Origin of the sequence: Rhizobium rhizoryzae (genome assembly GCF_011046895.1) — a bacterium.
Classification (GTDB): domain Bacteria; phylum Pseudomonadota; class Alphaproteobacteria; order Rhizobiales; family Rhizobiaceae; genus Neorhizobium; species Neorhizobium rhizoryzae.
The window spans coordinates 82,094-96,537 of record NZ_CP049251.1; the positions used below are offsets into that span (position 1 = coordinate 82,094).

General features: G+C 55.6%; 14 protein-coding genes and 3 pseudogenes. 6 read left to right on the forward strand and 11 right to left on the reverse strand.

The annotated features are described in order from the left end of the window. Positions 1-208 precede the first annotated feature (208 nt). A pseudogene (locus tag G6N80_RS22575) lies at positions 209-841 on the forward strand (recombinase family protein); the annotation flags it as partial. Positions 842-1,007: 166 nt separating this feature from the next. On the opposite strand, the gene G6N80_RS22580 reads toward G6N80_RS22575, so the two are convergent. From G6N80_RS22580 to G6N80_RS22600, 5 genes are all read right to left on the reverse strand, one after another. Further along, complete coding sequence (locus G6N80_RS22580) at positions 1,008-1,424, reverse strand: GFA family protein (RefSeq protein WP_165137480.1); 417 nt, start codon at positions 1,422-1,424, stop codon at positions 1,008-1,010. Positions 1,425-1,450: 26 nt separating this feature from the next. Next, positions 1,451-1,915, reverse strand: a complete 465-nt coding sequence (locus G6N80_RS22585) for an SRPBCC family protein (RefSeq protein ID WP_165137483.1) — start codon at positions 1,913-1,915, stop codon at positions 1,451-1,453. Then, a complete protein-coding gene (locus G6N80_RS22590; protein ID WP_246251541.1) occupies positions 1,912-2,241 on the reverse strand; it encodes an ArsR/SmtB family transcription factor in 330 nt (109 codons plus the stop codon). Before G6N80_RS22590 ends, G6N80_RS22585 begins: the two co-directional genes overlap by 4 nt. Positions 2,242-2,572: 331 nt before the next feature. Continuing rightward, the gene (locus G6N80_RS22595; RefSeq protein WP_165137486.1) at positions 2,573-3,004 is read right to left on the reverse strand and encodes a plasmid maintenance toxin (PemK-like); all 432 of its coding nucleotides are present in this window, start codon (positions 3,002-3,004) and stop codon (positions 2,573-2,575) included. After that, positions 2,991-3,269, reverse strand: coding sequence for a type II toxin-antitoxin system Phd/YefM family antitoxin (locus G6N80_RS22600; protein ID WP_165137489.1), 279 nt, complete (start codon positions 3,267-3,269; stop codon positions 2,991-2,993). Before G6N80_RS22600 ends, G6N80_RS22595 begins: the two co-directional genes overlap by 14 nt. 77 nt (positions 3,270-3,346) lie before the next feature. Here G6N80_RS22600 and G6N80_RS22605 point away from each other — a divergent pair, with 77 nt between their 5' ends. After that, positions 3,347-4,510 carry a site-specific integrase gene (locus G6N80_RS22605; protein ID WP_165137492.1) on the forward strand — a complete coding sequence of 388 codons (1,164 nt, stop codon included), beginning with the start codon at positions 3,347-3,349 and terminating at the stop codon, positions 4,508-4,510. Between the two features lie 544 nt (positions 4,511-5,054). Here G6N80_RS22605 and G6N80_RS22610 read toward each other — a convergent pair. The 3 genes from G6N80_RS22610 to G6N80_RS22620 all read right to left on the reverse strand — a co-directional run bounded on the left by G6N80_RS22610 (position 5,055) and on the right by G6N80_RS22620 (position 6,635). Next, on the reverse strand, positions 5,055-5,240 hold the full coding sequence (locus tag G6N80_RS22610) for a hypothetical protein (RefSeq protein WP_165137495.1): 186 nt from the start codon (positions 5,238-5,240) through the stop codon (positions 5,055-5,057). Between the two features lie 92 nt (positions 5,241-5,332). Continuing rightward, on the reverse strand, positions 5,333-5,728 hold the full coding sequence (locus tag G6N80_RS22615) for a DUF1236 domain-containing protein (protein ID WP_165137498.1): 396 nt from the start codon (positions 5,726-5,728) through the stop codon (positions 5,333-5,335). Positions 5,729-5,873: 145 nt separating this feature from the next. Beyond that, the gene (locus G6N80_RS22620; RefSeq protein ID WP_246251530.1) at positions 5,874-6,635 is read right to left on the reverse strand and encodes a GGDEF domain-containing protein; all 762 of its coding nucleotides are present in this window, start codon (positions 6,633-6,635) and stop codon (positions 5,874-5,876) included. A gap of 99 nt (positions 6,636-6,734) precedes the next feature. Here G6N80_RS22620 and G6N80_RS22625 point away from each other — a divergent pair. Next, a pseudogene (locus G6N80_RS22625) lies at positions 6,735-6,992 on the forward strand (transposase); the annotation flags it as partial. 257 nt (positions 6,993-7,249) lie between these two features. Here G6N80_RS22625 and G6N80_RS22630 read toward each other — a convergent pair. Next, positions 7,250-8,293 carry an IS110 family RNA-guided transposase gene (locus tag G6N80_RS22630; protein WP_210300926.1) on the reverse strand — a complete coding sequence of 348 codons (1,044 nt, stop codon included), beginning with the start codon at positions 8,291-8,293 and terminating at the stop codon, positions 7,250-7,252. Positions 8,294-8,359: 66 nt separating this feature from the next. On the opposite strand from G6N80_RS22630, the pseudogene G6N80_RS22635 reads away from it, so the two are divergent. Further along, positions 8,360-9,202 (forward strand): annotated as a pseudogene (locus tag G6N80_RS22635) (IS3 family transposase); the annotation flags it as partial. Between the two features lie 182 nt (positions 9,203-9,384). On the opposite strand, the gene G6N80_RS22640 reads toward G6N80_RS22635, so the two are convergent. After that, a complete protein-coding gene (locus G6N80_RS22640; protein WP_281360865.1) occupies positions 9,385-10,641 on the reverse strand; it encodes a vWA domain-containing protein in 1,257 nt (418 codons plus the stop codon). Positions 10,642-11,463: 822 nt separating this feature from the next. Then, positions 11,464-11,982: an MgtC/SapB family protein gene (locus G6N80_RS22645; protein WP_246251544.1), complete on the reverse strand. Its 519-nt coding sequence runs from the start codon at positions 11,980-11,982 to the stop codon at positions 11,464-11,466. A 340-nt stretch (positions 11,983-12,322) separates the two neighbouring features. Here G6N80_RS22645 and G6N80_RS23535 point away from each other — a divergent pair, with 340 nt between their 5' ends. Beyond that, positions 12,323-13,435: a PAS domain S-box protein gene (locus G6N80_RS23535; RefSeq protein ID WP_210300892.1), complete on the forward strand. Its 1,113-nt coding sequence runs from the start codon at positions 12,323-12,325 to the stop codon at positions 13,433-13,435. 67 nt (positions 13,436-13,502) lie between these two features. Next, positions 13,503-14,117, forward strand: a complete 615-nt coding sequence (locus G6N80_RS23540; RefSeq protein ID WP_210300893.1) for a response regulator — start codon at positions 13,503-13,505, stop codon at positions 14,115-14,117. Positions 14,118-14,444 lie beyond the last annotated feature (327 nt).

Here is a 14,444-nt window from a genome sequence, read left to right on the forward strand (position 1 = left end):
TAATCTGTGCGACTAAACGTATCTTTCCCGCTGCCTTTTGTATTTTTACGCGCACCGATCGGAAGCAGGAGCGCTCACCTAGTCGCGCGTTGAAGATGGAATTCCGGAAGCTGGAAGAGCATGTACGGCTTCGGAGCTGCCTACAAAGGGTCATTTTCTCACGCATTCCCTATCTGTACAAAGCACCTGAAAAACCCGCGAGAAAACGATGGCAAAACGGTATGCTGCCAATCCGCCGCTGGCACCCAAACGGCTTATCGGCTATGCCTGCGTCTCGACAGACGATCAGGTCCATGATGCGCAGATGGACGAGTTGCGCGCCGCCAGCTGCGAGCGAATTTTTCAGGAGCACGGATTCGGCGCATCACGGGCCAGACCGGTTCTGACGAGACTTCTCGGCGATCTCGCCGCCGGCGACGTTCTTGTCGTTGTCCGGCTGGTTAGGCTTGCCCGCTCAGTCAGCCATCTGCTGCAGGTGATCGAGGATCTCGAAGAGCGCGGCGTTCATTTCCGATCGATCCGCGATCCGATCGACACGTCCACGCCACAGGGGATGTTTTCTCTCCAGGTGCTCGGCGCCGTCGCACAGCTCGAACGAGCTTTGATTGCCGAACGCAGCAAAGCTGGCATCAAGGCGGCAAAAGCGCGTGGCAAGCTGCCAGGCAATCTCGGCCTTCGAGAGCGGCGACCAGAGGCGATCAAGGCATTGTCGAAGGCACGAGAAAAACTCTACCTCGACTAGCTGACCTCCTCCGCCCAAACCTGGCTGCCGATGGTTAGGCAGCTGCGGCCCCAATACAGCTGGGACAATGCCGTCCGGGTACTCAATCGCCGGGGCCATGGTAGGGCGGCTGCTTTCGGGCCCGAAGCGGTCATGGCGTTAGATGAGAGAAGTCAGCAGAGCTTTTCCATGGCTCTGCTGCGGAAGAAATCGCCCAGCGCCGAATAACGCTTTTCTTAGCTGGACGACTTTACACGCGGCGACCTCGGACTGAATGACTGAACGGTCACCCTGCCGGCGGCATGCGTGGGAAGGCGGTTGATCTCGGATTGATGTGATCCCAGGGCTGCGCCGCATCTGTCCATGTCACCATCGTCGGCCTATAGCGCTCCGGTTCGTCCAGGCTCGCGGCGCGGAGGATAAAGATCGCGGGATTGTCAGGGAAGGTCATGAATACGGGCGACCCACAGGCCGCGCAAAAGGACGTGCGCTTGCGGGTCCCACCGTCTCCGATCATCTCCCAGCCGGAGGGGCTGCCTGCGACTTCCACCTCCGCCGCCACGAAGACCATGTGCGACTGGTGTCCTGTTTCGCTTTCGCGTTGACACTGTCGACACTGGCAGTCGACCATCGCGACCGGCTCAGCGGACAGATTGTAACGGACAGCGCCGCAGGCGCAGCCGCCCGAATAGGGGATGCTCATTGAGTTTGTCCTTGGATTGGTTACGTTCAATGAACCTGGTCGAGAAGAGGTGCGATCCTCGGAACTACGATTTTCCAGCCGCCGCTCATGTTCGCGTACGCCGTCTCATTGCGCGGAAGTTGGAATCCAGAGTGAACGAGACTGAGCCGCGTGCCATTCGCTGTGGGGGACAAGGTCCAAGTGACCACCGTGTCCAGCGGAGAGCCGTATCCGACGTTCCCGTCCTGCCCTCCCTTCCAAGAGTATGTAAGGCGTTGGTTTGGCACGACCTCCAGGACCTGACAATGGATCGTTCCATCCCATTCTCCGGCAGGTTTCGTCTGGAAGGTGAAGCGGGTGCCGGGTACCGGTGCGAATCCGATGGGCGGCATCAGGAAACGGGAGATCAGATCCCCATCCGTCAACGCCTTCCAGATCACGGCGGCTGCGTGCGGGAAGACCACCTCGACAACAATGCTGCGAGTGTCGCTGAGTGTGGTGGCGGCGGTCATTGATCGATCTCCTTGAGGACGGTTCTGAGATTACTGAAGCGGTCACGCCAGAAGTCGCCGTAATGGCTCAACCAGTCCGCTAGCGGCGTCAGTCCTTCTGGCTCCGCACGATAGTAGACATTGCGGCCCTTGGGCCGTTCGGTAACAAGGCCGGCCTGCTTCAAGGTCTTCAGATGCTGCGAGATGGCACCTTTAGTGACGCCGCTACCGCGGGTGAGTTCAACTACTGTAATCTCATCCGCGGCGGCGATGCGCTCGTAAACGCTTCGCCGGGTCGGGTCAGATATAGCGCGCATGACGTCGTTGATGGAATACACTCTGTTCATGCAGAAGGTTTAGTTCCGACTAAACGGTTAGTCAAGACTAAACGCTTTGCAGTTGGCTGGGTCGACACCTGCGCTAAGCCGGACTAGGCTGCCATTCCTTTGAACAAAGGGAGTTCGTCTGCAATCATTAGCGGATCTATGACTGCTTATCGCGCATTCCGGCCAACTCGGCAGATTCCACTGATCTTGGAAGACCAAAACAGCTATCACTAGAAGGAAATCGATTCCGGTGCACCTCGCTGATCGACAGGCCTAAAGTCATGGCAAATCACGGCGAAGATGACTGCTGGACGCGCAGAACTTAAGGGCGAACAAAAGGATGAAGAACATCTCAGTCGGTGCGAATGGTCGCCTGGTGGCGCTGGCTTCTAGCGAGCTCGACAAACCGACGTTTCACGTCTTCGAACAGCGCCGGAGGCAGCGGCCCGTGATACCCGCTCTCGCTATCGACAGGGCGAACGTCGGGCCCCGGCCAGACGAAACGATTGCTTTCAGTCAACACGATCCACGATCGTTCGTCATCGAGACCGAGGCGGCGCTTGGTGGCTGGCGGGATTTCGATGGCTTCGTCGGGATCGGACGGTGGGGAATGGGTGATCGGCAGGACACGAACCGCCGGTGTCCCGTCCTCAAGCGTCGCAACAATGGCCAGCACGAGAGCCGGGCGATCCTTGTCACCCTCCTCTCGCCCGTCCAGATGCTGCCAGTGCCAAAGATAGGAATAACGGAAGACCCAGCCGACCTTGGGTTCACTCGGCAGCATTCTTATCCATCAGCAGTTCGGTATTGAGATGATCCAGGCCCGTCTCCATTGTCGACGCCTCGATCGCGGCAAGCTCGTTGTCACTGATCGCAGCCGTCAGATCGACCCGACGGTCCCGCTTGGCGAGGCGAAGGTAATCTTCATAGGCCATGAGCACCGTGCGCGGCCGGCCGTTCTTGGTGATGATGACCGGCTCTCGCACAGCGGCATCCTGGTAGGCGCCAAAATTCTTCGATACCGCAGCTGCTGTCACAGTCGACGTCATGGCAAATCTCCTTTGTTCCGGAATATACGGGCTTTCCGGAACTTCTGCAAACATGCTACCGAAAGCGACGGAATGCAATGACACGAAAGCCGCCAATATCCAAACCGACCGACGATGTGGTTACGCGACGTGTGGAAGAACTCGATACCATCGCTGCCGTACTCCCTATGGAACGCCGTGACGAGCTGGCTGAGCTCCTGACGGACCAGGATGTCGAAACCCTTCGCCATCTGGTCAACGAGGGCATGGGTGCCAACACGCTGCGGGCGCTGACCTCGGATCTCGCCTATCTGCAGGCATGGTCGCTTGCCTCGACGGGGCTCTCTCTCCCGTGGCCTGCGCCAGAAGCACTGCTTCTGAAGTTTGTCGCCCATCACCTCTGGGATCCGGAAAAGCGTCTTTCAGATCCGGCCCACGGAATGCCGCCGGATGTCGAGGAAAAGCTTCGCGTCCAGGGGTTTCTGCGAACAATAGGCCCCCACGCACCCGATACCGTTCGCCGGCGACTGGCGACCTGGTCGACCCTGACCAAGTGGCGGGGTTTACAGGGTGCGTTTACCTCCCCTGCCCTGAAGTCCGCAATCCGGCTCTCCGTGCGTGCGACGCCGCGACCGAGGAAGCGCAAAAGCGCAAAGGCCCTGACCGGAGACATTCTGTCAAAACTCATCGCGACCTGTCGCACCGACGGCCTGCACGATGTGAGAGACAAGGCGATCCTGATGGTCGCTTTTGCCTCTGGCGGTCGTCGTCGCAGCGAAGTGGCAGGGCTGCGCAAGGAACAGCTCACCGCGGAAGATCCGATCCCTGTTGACGGCTCATCTTCCCTGCCCTCGCTGTCCATACATCTGGGGCGCACCAAGACGAGTGGTGCCGGCAGCGACGAGGTCGTCTACCTCACCGGTCGTCCCGTCGATGCGCTGAATGCCTGGCTAAAGGCTGGCAGGATAGACAAAGGCAGCGTGTTTCGCGCCATCGATCGCTGGGGCAATGTCTCAGCCCGTGCACTGGATCCGAAGGCGATCAGCGATATCGTCAAGCAGCGCGCTGCAATGGCCGGGCTGGACCCCACTGAGTTTTCCGCCCATGGCCTGCGCTCCGGTTATCTCACCGAAGCAGCCAATCGCGGCATTCCGCTGCCAGAAGCCATGGAGCAGTCAAGACACCGCTCAGTGCAGCAGGCCTCAGAGTATTATAACCACGCTCAGAGGCGCAGTGGCAGGGCGTCGAGGTTGCTGGATTGAGACGAGAACTGCAACAGCGATGCTAACATTTGCCTTCCAACGACAAGCGTTAATCAGTCTATCCAGTGTCCATCGAACCTGCGCCCCGACCTCGGGAGTCCAACCCAGCTTTTGAATGAGTACACAAATGACGACGATATTTGCGGGCGAGCTTGATAAATGACACCGGATTTAGTCTACTTACATCGCGCTACAGCATGCAAGTAGAATTGCAGTTAATCTGTGCGCTTCGATGTTGAAGAGCGGGCTCATTCAACGACATGTGGTAGAGGGGAATGTGCAAAGCTTTCCGTCGCTACTGGTCTGACACCGGTATCTGCAATGACTGCAAACAGAATATAGCCCGCAACTGTTCCCCCTAAAAGAACCGCTAATATGACGCTCCAGCCAGTAGCGTGATCGTCATTCTCAATGACCGTAGGAGCCTTTCGATACATAAATACTGTCCCCTGCTTAAAAGCCATGCTGTGTTAAAAATGCTTTCTGTACCCGAAATAGCAATAGCTGCTTTATCAAATTGAGAAGGCGGCTTTCGCCGCCTTGATCACTTTGATGGAGCCTCGATACTCGGGAGTTTGACGTTGACATCAACGCTTTTGCCACCGGAAATCGCGCCTCCAAGCAATAGGTAACCTCCGACTATAACAGCCAGCAGGATGATAACGGCTACTGCCCAGCCGGCACTTCCGCTGCCGCCGGTATTGATAATTGTTGGTTCACGTTCCGACATGGTTTTACGCCTCTTGTGAAATCTTCGAGTCTGTAAGATCAAGAATGGGGCCACTACATTTATTTGGGCAGCAGCCCGGTCTGCTCATTGCTTCAATTGACGACTTGGATGACCTTGCGGGTAGAAGGTTCGACGATGACGCGCTGCTCATTGACATAGGCATAGGCGTAGGTCGGGCTCTCTGGGATTGGCGTAACGACGACGGTAGACGGGAGAGCTTCACCGACCACAACCTTTTCCTTTACGACCACTTTCTGTGCGGGTGCTGGCGCTTCACGAACGTAGGTAACAACTTTCTGTGGCGGAGGATCGATAGCCGTACCTGCGACCGCGCCAACGACTCCACCTACCGCAGCACCTACTGGGCCGCCGACGATCGCGCCGGTCACCGCTCCACCCGCAGCACCATTTACCGTCGACGATTGAGCAAGGGCCGATCCAGCAGCGACAGCCAAAATACCCGCAGCAAAAACAATATTCCTAATCATTGGACTTTCCTTCCCTTGAGATTGAACTTGGGGAAAGAAATGCGGAGAACTTATCTTAGTTCCATAGCGAGACATAGGTCTTCATAGGACCGAACTCTTAACTTCAGGAATTGTGTGCTGAAGGCTAGTCAGCTTTCGAATCGCCTCATTGGGCATGGTCATTGAACGCGGAGAACTGACGCATTAGGATATCGTCACCCTCCTTAATGAACGTCACTCGATCCCGCCCTTGATCCTTCGCCTCGTAAAGCGCGAGATCAGCCCGCGCCACCAGCTCAATCGGGTGACTTACGGTTGACCCTTTCGTAAAAACTGCGACGCCAAAGCTTGCGGTGACCACAGCGTGTTCGCTTTCTTCATGCGGAATGCCGAGTCGAGCAATTGATGTGCGCACCTTTTCAGCCAAGATTAGCGCAGTTTTAAGATCAGTATCCGGCAGAAGAATTGCAAACTCTTCGCCGCCAAACCGGCAGACAAGGTCACCAGACCGTCGCGCTACGCTAGCAAGCGCTGCAGACACAGACTTTAGGCAGGCGTCTCCCGCCATATGGCCATATCGGTCGTTGAAGGCCTTGAACCTGTCGACATCAATCAGGATCGTTGACAATGGTCGACCTGAGATCGCTGCTGTTTCAAACTCTCGCACCAAGCTTTCATCGAAAGATCGACGATTGGCCAGCCCCGTCAATGCACTGGTTTCTGCCAATCCTTTCAGCTGCTCGGCAAAACTTTTAAACGACAGCTCAGATTCTTTGACTGAGGTGATGTCGGACACGAGTGCCAACACGTAATTTTCGTCTGTTGCTCTGGTTCTGAGGGAAAACCAGCGTCCATCTGCAAGCTGGAAGATTTCATCCTTGTCTGTGAACAACTTCTCCGCCGCTATTTTTATCTGGTGATCGTCCACATCCGATGGCAGATCGTTTCTGCTCTGATCCCCGAAAACTGGACCGTTCAGAATTGGAGTTTCCGCTGTAATTTCCCGGCTGGGAAAAGGAGCGGAAGCATGAAGGCATCGAAGTTCTCGGACGCCCAGAAGGCGTTCATTTTGAAGCAGGGCGACGACGGCGTGCCGGTGGCAGAGATTTGCCGGAAGGCGGGGATCAGCCAGGCGACCTATTTCAATTGGCGCAAGAAGTATGCGGGTCTGCTGCCCGACGAGATGCGCCGATTGAAGGCTCTGGAAGATGAGAACTCCAGGCTGAAGAAGATCGTTGCCGATCTGACGCTGGACCGCGAGATGCTGCAGGACGTGATCCGCCGAAATGTATGGTCCGCCCTGTCATTGCAAGGATCTTTAGCTGCTGACGAATGCAGTTTGCGTAAATGTATCCGGCCTCTCGCGAGTGGACTGCGGTTGCAGTCAGGCCCTGATGAGATCCGCACATCCTGTTTCCAAATAGCTTCTTCGGGCACGAAGCCCTCTTTCAGCCAGGACTTACAGAATGCCGATCAACTGTCTCGTCATCACCTTCGAACCTCGCAATCTGTCTGGCCTTCAGGAGCCAGAATGGCGATGGGCTATGCAGCTGGCTGGCGCATGTAAGTGGCGCCGGGCTTCGTGAGTATCACCCAAACGATACGCGCCAGCTTAGCAGCCAAAGCCACGGTCACCTTGTTCACGTGCATTCTGAGTCGCAATTCATCGATCCAATGGCCAAGCCGATCCTTGTCTCGGTTGAGGTGCATCAAACAGGAGCGGGCACCATGGATGAGCAATCGTCGAATATAATTGTTGCCCCGCTTGCTGATGCCGAGGAGCGTTTGCTTTCCGCCGGTCGAGTACTGACGAGGGACCAGGCCTAACCAGGCTGCAACGTCTCGCGCCTTGGCAAACCGTGAGGGATTGCCGACGGCTGACAGAATAGCTGTAGCTCCAAGTGGGCCGATGCCTGGAATTGTCATGAGGCGCCTCGCGCGCTCGTCGCTGTCTGCAATCTTCTCAATGTCGTCCGATACTTGCCGGATACGTGCCTCCAGCCTGCGGAGATCGTCATGTAGATCGCGAAGAACAGAACGGGCCATTGGCGTCAGATCATTGTCCAGATCTTCAATAACTCGGCAAATATCGAGTTTGAATACGCCAGCCCCTTGTCGCATCGCGACACCATGCTCAAGGCAGTAGGCACGCATCTGACAGATGAGGTTTGTCCGGGCTGACACCAACCGACTCCGAACGCGGTGCATCATCTGCAAATCAACTTGGTCCGGCTGTTTAATACCCACAAACCGCATTGTCGGCCTCGTTGCTGCTTCGGCGATAGCTGCGGCATCAATGGTGTCGTTCTTGTTCGACTTCACATAAGGCTTCACAAACTGCGCGGGAATAATCCGGACTTCGTGTCCCATTGTCTGCAGCTTGCGCGCCAGCCACTGAGACCCGGGACAGGCTTCCATTCCCACGAGCGTACGCGCCGCACGCTCGAAGAATTGCAGCAATGTCTCTCGTCGGAACTTAACTCGCTGAACAATCGCACCTGAACCATCCAGGCCGACGACGTGGAACACGTTCTTCCCAATATCTACTCCAAAAACAGTGCAGTCACGCGGTTGATTGCGATCCATCACTGAGGCCCTCCTTTTTGCCTGCTTCCATTATGCTCTCGGGAGACAGGGCGGACCATCCCATTAGCTCTGAGGCCTGTCCGGAAGCGCAAGCTGATCGACGGGATGCTGGTGGACTGGGGCATATCGATTCGACGGGCCTGCAAGGTCCTGAAGTTCGATACATCGACCTACCACTACAAATCCCGCCGCACCGGACAGGCCCCACTCGAACGACGCATCAAGGAGATTTGCGAGACACGTGTGCGGTATGGCTACCGCCGCGTCCATGTGCATTTGCGCCGCGACGGCTGGAAGATCAATATGAAGAAGACACGCAGAATTTACAGCGAGTTAGGGCTTCAGCTGCGCAACAAGCATCCCAAGCGGCGTGTGAAGGCAAAGCTCCGAGATGATCGTCAGGAAGCTGTCGGGCCGAACGATGTCTGGGCGATGGACTTCGTTCATGACCAGCTCGCAACCGGCAAGAAGCTGCGTATCCTGACCGTGGTCGACACGCACTCGCGCTACTGCCCGGCCGCCGACGCTCGCTTCACCTATCGCGGCGAGGATGTCGTCCAGACCCTCGAAGGCATCTGCCGAAAGACCGGCTATCCGAAGACGATCAGGGTGGATAATGGCAGCGAGTTCATCTCCCGTGATCTTGACCTCTGGGCCTATGCCAACAACGTCACCCTGGACTTCTCACGCCCGGGCAAACCGACTGATAACGGCTTCATCGAGGCCTTCAACAGCAAGCTGCGATCGGAATGCCTGAATGCTCATTGGTTCCTGACCCTTGCAGATTCCCGCGAAAAGTTGGAGACTTGGCGTCGATATTACAACGAGGAACGTCCTCACTCGGCGATCGGTTATAACGTCCCGATCGCACTGCATAATCCCGGTGGCGCTACCAGCCAGCCATCGTGATCAGAGCCGGAAACTCTAATTCCCGGCGGTCCAAGGTTTGGTCCCAGAGCAAGAAACCCAAGACTCCCCCAAAAAATGGAGGGAAGTCGGGTCTCAGGTCACAGCAAGCCCGTCGCCCAAGCCAGATTGCACGTCGCTATTCTTAGAAACAGCAGGTCGACATATTGCACATGCATCCTCGTTCAATTGGTCAATCGGGTGCCTGTTTTAGCAGCCTTGCGCGCTATTTCACCAAAGGTCTGGACGAGTTGGTTCATTGTCGTGGGTTCGTAGTAGTAGTCTGCTGCCCCACTTGAACAGGCCTCCAGAAGTGTCTTTCCTTTGGCAGGTGCCATGAAAGCGATTGCATATATCTTGATGCCATCGGCTTTCGCTTGGTCACAAATTCCACGCACCTTGTCATCAATCGACTTGTTCCAGACGCCCGTGCTCCCCGTCATCTCGCCATCCGTCATGAAGACGATGAAACGCTCGAAATTCTTGTTCTTCTTTGCGTCATGAGCGTTTTTCTCCGTCTGGTTGGCCCGACCCAGCGCCGTCAGCGCATTGGTCAATGCACCGCTCGCGTCCGTTCCACCGTCTGGTTTCTCGGATATCTTATTTACGTACCGGGCAACGTCGCTGCTGCCCCACTCAATGCGCTGCTCGGTCTTTGTCTTATCATCGTAGGACGAGGCACCGAGACGCAACAGGCTGCTGTTGGGGTCAGCCTTCTTGAGCTCATCAAACATCACACCGGCGGCTGCTTTAAGCGAAGCGATTTTCGTGATGTAATTGGTAGCATCAACCCATTCATCGACCGTGCGCTCACACATCTGCGTCTCATTGCCAGGACACGGGTATTTCTCTTTACGTTGCTTTTTGACTTTCTTTGTAGGCGCGACGGGATCGACAGTTGTCGTGTCCCAGGCCATGGATCCTGACTCATCCAGTGCAAGATACATCGACAATGCGTTTCCTTGTCGACCGCTGGATGCTCGGCTTTCAACCGAAATCCTGAAGTTATTGAAGCCCAGAAGCGCACTCATGCCGTTCAGGGAGAGATCATAGGTTGATGTCATCCGGACGTCGTACGTTTCCGAGTTTCCTGAGGTTGTTGTACTGACCGCGAACGTGGTGCTGTCCTTCAGCTTCTTCTCGTTTTCCGCTTTCTGGGCTGCTGTCTTTGTAGGCTCGGTTGCCAAGGTCTGCGAAACAAATGCATTGAGTCCAAGTGCTTCAGCTTCCTCAGAGCTCATGTTTCCCTGATCAGCCATCGCGGTTGCTGCAGCAAGAGCAGCAGCATCTGCCAGAGCCTGCAATCGGTTCTTTTCAGCAAATGCGTGCGTTGCATCTATGCCAAAGCCGGCAACTCCGAATACAAGAGGCACGAGAACTGCGGTCATAATTCCAAAATTTCCAGATCTATCACGAAGGAGCCGTTCAATTTGACGGTACATTTAGATCCTCAAAAAAAGTGAGCGTTGATCGTGTATCAACCGGTAATTTAGATTAGTGAAGGCTAATTTAACTCTCGAGCAGCACTTGCCTTGCTCTTGCGCATGACAGTTAATTAATAATTGCCAATATTCATTTGCTTAAGGCATGCACGGCGAGCTGAGATCTATCTTCTAGACGAAAGTGCAATTCAGTCAGCGCAAGAGCAAGAGACGAGCGTTCGACGAGGTGCTTTTTGACCCGCCCCAGACACAAATGCTTCGCGAAAAAGCTTTCAAGGGCCACCAAAGAACCGTTCAATTCTCGCCATGGTCGAAATCTCATTCTGTCAAAGAATGTTGAAATGAGCTGTACGCTGACGGAATCGAACCTGAACTACTGGGCGATTTCTATTATTTTTCGTGCCAATCCCTATTACCAACTTTGGGAGCGACTTTCACCGGAGCTGTAGTCGAACCTGGGCTGATGCGAGAGGCGATCTCTATCAAGGTCATTAAATACGGGCCTAGTCGCAGGCCTGCGGGGAATCCCAGTGGATGTCTCTGTGACCTTGGGATTAAAGTAGCATTTCACAATTTTGGCACTGGCTTCGCCTTACCTTGTTATCGCTTCACCTTCTCACCACAACGATGAGGATCAATCGCTCAGTTGTCGGACAGCCTGAAACTCCTGGGAATATCACCTGCTTCAGCACTACTGTGTGCACGTGCGGCCGCTATTTAGGAGTGAACACTGTCGCCGAGACGGAGGAACGGCCAATCCTCCTGCAGACCCTAGTCGACATCGCCAAGCTCTCATCTATTCATCGAAATCCGAACCCACCCCTACTTCCCCTCGCCGTCTTCATTGTCATCTTTTGGCAGGACAAGCGGTACTGCGGCAAGGATGACCAGAACTATGGCCGTCGACAGAACTGCGGTAGCTTCCAATCCCAAGCCTGCGATGACGCCTATTGCAGCTGTCGCCCAAATATTAGCAGCCGTGGTGAGTCCTTCCACTTGGCGCTTAGCAACCCGAACCATGATCGCGCCCGCGCCGAGGAAGCCTATTCCCTGCACGACGCCCTGAAGCACACGCGACAGATCCCCAATTTGCATTCCGCCCTGCAGGGGACCTATTACAAAAAGCGCCGCTCCTACGGCAACAAGCATATGGGTTCGTACGCCAGCGCTTCTGCCTTTGCGCTCGCGTTCATACCCAAGGATACCGCCAAGCACTGCAGCGACTACAAGTCTCACCGTCACGAGAGTTATGGTGGAAGCGTCGGGAACGTCTGAAAACTCCTTGATCAGAGCAGCCCAGATTTCCTCTCCCACTGCAGAGTCCTCATGTTGTTTGCTAATTTAGATACCAAGTGATTTGCCATACATCGCCTACGCTGGCAATTTCGCGTTTGTCCGGTAACCGCTTACGATGATACGTGCGTAGTCGCGCCCGTACAACGGCGTCGTTGCACCGAGTGCCTCTTCGTGCTCTGGTATTCATGATCGCGCGCCGCGGCTCGGTCTCTACGACAACGGAACTGTCCTTTGGAATTTTAATTGATGAATCAGACAGGAATTGACGACAAGAGTCCCGGCCTGCCTGTTCAGGACAGCCAGGCGATCGGCATGTTGTGGCAGGTTCATCCCGATCTGCTGTGACGCTGAACCCTTCCGGTTACATAGAAACGTATAATGCTGCATGGCATTCACCCTTGGCTGGAGCGGAGAGGATCTCTCGTCCAGGTCCATTTGGGAAATGATCTATCCCGAAGACATCGAGAGGACGCGCGTCGAAGCAACTGCCATTGCCGAGGGAAAGTCGGTCTCACGCTTTGTCAATCGGTGGCTACACCGCGATGGCGGCATACGATGGATATCCTGGGCGGCGGTCGCAAAAGATGGCGTAATGTTCTGCAGCGGACGCGATATCACAGAAGACAAGCGTCAAGAGGCCGAGCTCCAAGCCAGGACAGCAGAGCGTGATCGTTTGTGGACGCTGTCGCAAGACATGTTTGCGCGCGCCAACCTCGCCGGTATGATGTCAGCGGTCAGCCCTGGATGGACGACAATATTGGGTTGGTCGGAGCGAGAACTGCTGACCCGACCCTATGCCACCTTCATGCACGATGACGACCGTGACGTCACGCTCGCAGCGCTCGCGCAGATGGGAGAAACAGGGCTACCTTCCCGTTTTCAGAACCGTATAGCGACAAGCGACGGCGGATGGAAGTGGATCGAGTGGACGGTTGCGCCGGAACTTGAAGGCCAGAACTTCATTGCAGTCGGTCGAGATCTCAGCGAAGTGAAAGCTCGCGAGGCTGAGCTTTCGGCCGCCCAGGACAATCTGCGTCAGTCTCAGAAAATGGAGGCTGTCGGGCAGCTGACCGGTGGACTGGCGCATGACTTCAACAACCTGCTCGCCGGGATCAGCGGCAGTCTGGAAATGATGAACAGGCGGTTGGCACAAGGCCGTCTGGACGACATCGAACGCTATATCAGCGCAGCCAATCAAGCCACCCGCCGCGCCGCCGCGCTGACCCAGCGCCTCCTGGCCTTCTCCAGACGCCAGACACTCGACCCGCAGGTGGTAAAGATCGATGCGCTGGTCGATGGCATGCTCGAGTTGATCTACCGAAGTGTCGGACCCGAGATCAAAGTGGAAACGAACCATCAGAACGGCCTTTGGTCAAACTTTGTCGATGCTGGCCAACTCGAAAATGCGCTCCTCAACCTTTGCATCAATGCGCGCGATTCGATGCCGAACGGTGGGATAATCCGCATCGTCACTGAACCGCATCATCGAGGGCGCTGAGAGCAGCAAGCTCAATCTCCCGCCAGGCGAATATGTCCGATTAACAGTTGCCGACACAGGCAGCGGCATGGCTCCCGAGACGATTGCCCGTGCGTTCGACCCTTTCTTTACTACCAAACCCACCGGACAAGGCACGGGTCTTGGCCTTTCAATGGTCTATGGCTTTGCGGGGCAGTCCGGGGGCGCTGTTCGCATCGCGTCGGAGCTTGGTCAGGGCACCGATGTCCTGGTCTATCTACCTCGCCATCTTGGCGAAGCCGACGTTCCCACCGAAGATTCAGGAACAGCGGAGGCGGGTCCTGTAACGGCGAACAAGACTGTCTTGCTTGTTGATGACGAACCTCTAATCCGGATGGTAGCGGCCGAACTTCTGGTGGAACACGGGTACAACGTCCTTGAAGCCGAAGATGCGACATCTGCGCTCAAGATCATAGAGACGGGACAGGTCCTGGACCTACTCATCACCGACGTCGGCCTGCCAAACGGAATGAATGGCCGCCAGCTCGCAGATGCCGTCCGCAGCATCAGAGCAGGACTGAAGGTTCTATTTATTACGGGCTACGCGGAAAATGCCGTGCTCAATCACGGAACACTCGACGAAGGCATGCGCGTCGTGACGAAGCCGTTTCAGATGGATCAATTCGAGGGTATTGTAAGGGATATGTGCTCAGTGGCTTCATAGTATTTCAGTTTCGTGAAGCGACTTTTGAACATGGCAACGACAGTTGGCGCACGGATCAAGCACGGGGCGGCCTCCACATAAGCCCTTTGACCTTGCCGAGCACAAGTCGGATACTGAGGCGCAACTCTCTTGAATGGGAAGCGAAGAATTTGGCGTTTGCCTTACACAAGGTCACGACGAACACCGAAAAAACTGGTCTGTGCAAAGAGTGAACGGAGCAAATCTGCTCCGAAGCCTAGTTCCGATGGGATCCAGTCCTTATACTCGGTTCATCAACATTCTCGGATGGAGTGTAGCAAGCGGCCCAAATAATCGATGGCCGGCGTT

What these genes read in the sequence shown, in the direction of transcription:
- G6N80_RS22580 (WP_165137480.1), bottom strand. Translation starts at nt 1,424, where the DNA reads ATGAGCATCCCCTATTCGGGCGGCTGCGCCTGCGGCGCTGTCCGTTAC.
- G6N80_RS22585 (WP_165137483.1), bottom strand. Translation starts at nt 1,915, where the DNA reads ATGACCGCCGCCACCACACTCAGCGACACTCGCAGCATTGTTGTCGAG.
- G6N80_RS22590 (WP_246251541.1), bottom strand. Translation starts at nt 2,241, where the DNA reads ATGAACAGAGTGTATTCCATCAACGACGTCATGCGCGCTATATCTGAC.
- G6N80_RS22595 (WP_165137486.1), bottom strand. Translation starts at nt 3,004, where the DNA reads ATGCTGCCGAGTGAACCCAAGGTCGGCTGGGTCTTCCGTTATTCCTAT.
- G6N80_RS22600 (WP_165137489.1), bottom strand. Translation starts at nt 3,269, where the DNA reads ATGACGTCGACTGTGACAGCAGCTGCGGTATCGAAGAATTTTGGCGCC.
- G6N80_RS22605 (WP_165137492.1), top strand. Translation starts at nt 3,347, where the DNA reads ATGACACGAAAGCCGCCAATATCCAAACCGACCGACGATGTGGTTACG.
- G6N80_RS22610 (WP_165137495.1), bottom strand. Translation starts at nt 5,240, where the DNA reads ATGTCGGAACGTGAACCAACAATTATCAATACCGGCGGCAGCGGAAGT.
- G6N80_RS22615 (WP_165137498.1), bottom strand. Translation starts at nt 5,728, where the DNA reads ATGATTAGGAATATTGTTTTTGCTGCGGGTATTTTGGCTGTCGCTGCT.
- G6N80_RS22630 (WP_210300926.1), bottom strand. Translation starts at nt 8,293, where the DNA reads ATGGATCGCAATCAACCGCGTGACTGCACTGTTTTTGGAGTAGATATT.
- G6N80_RS22640 (WP_281360865.1), bottom strand. Translation starts at nt 10,641, where the DNA reads ATGTACCGTCAAATTGAACGGCTCCTTCGTGATAGATCTGGAAATTTT.
- G6N80_RS23535 (WP_210300892.1), top strand. Translation starts at nt 12,323, where the DNA reads ATGGCATTCACCCTTGGCTGGAGCGGAGAGGATCTCTCGTCCAGGTCC.
- G6N80_RS23540 (WP_210300893.1), top strand. Translation starts at nt 13,503, where the DNA reads ATGGCTCCCGAGACGATTGCCCGTGCGTTCGACCCTTTCTTTACTACC.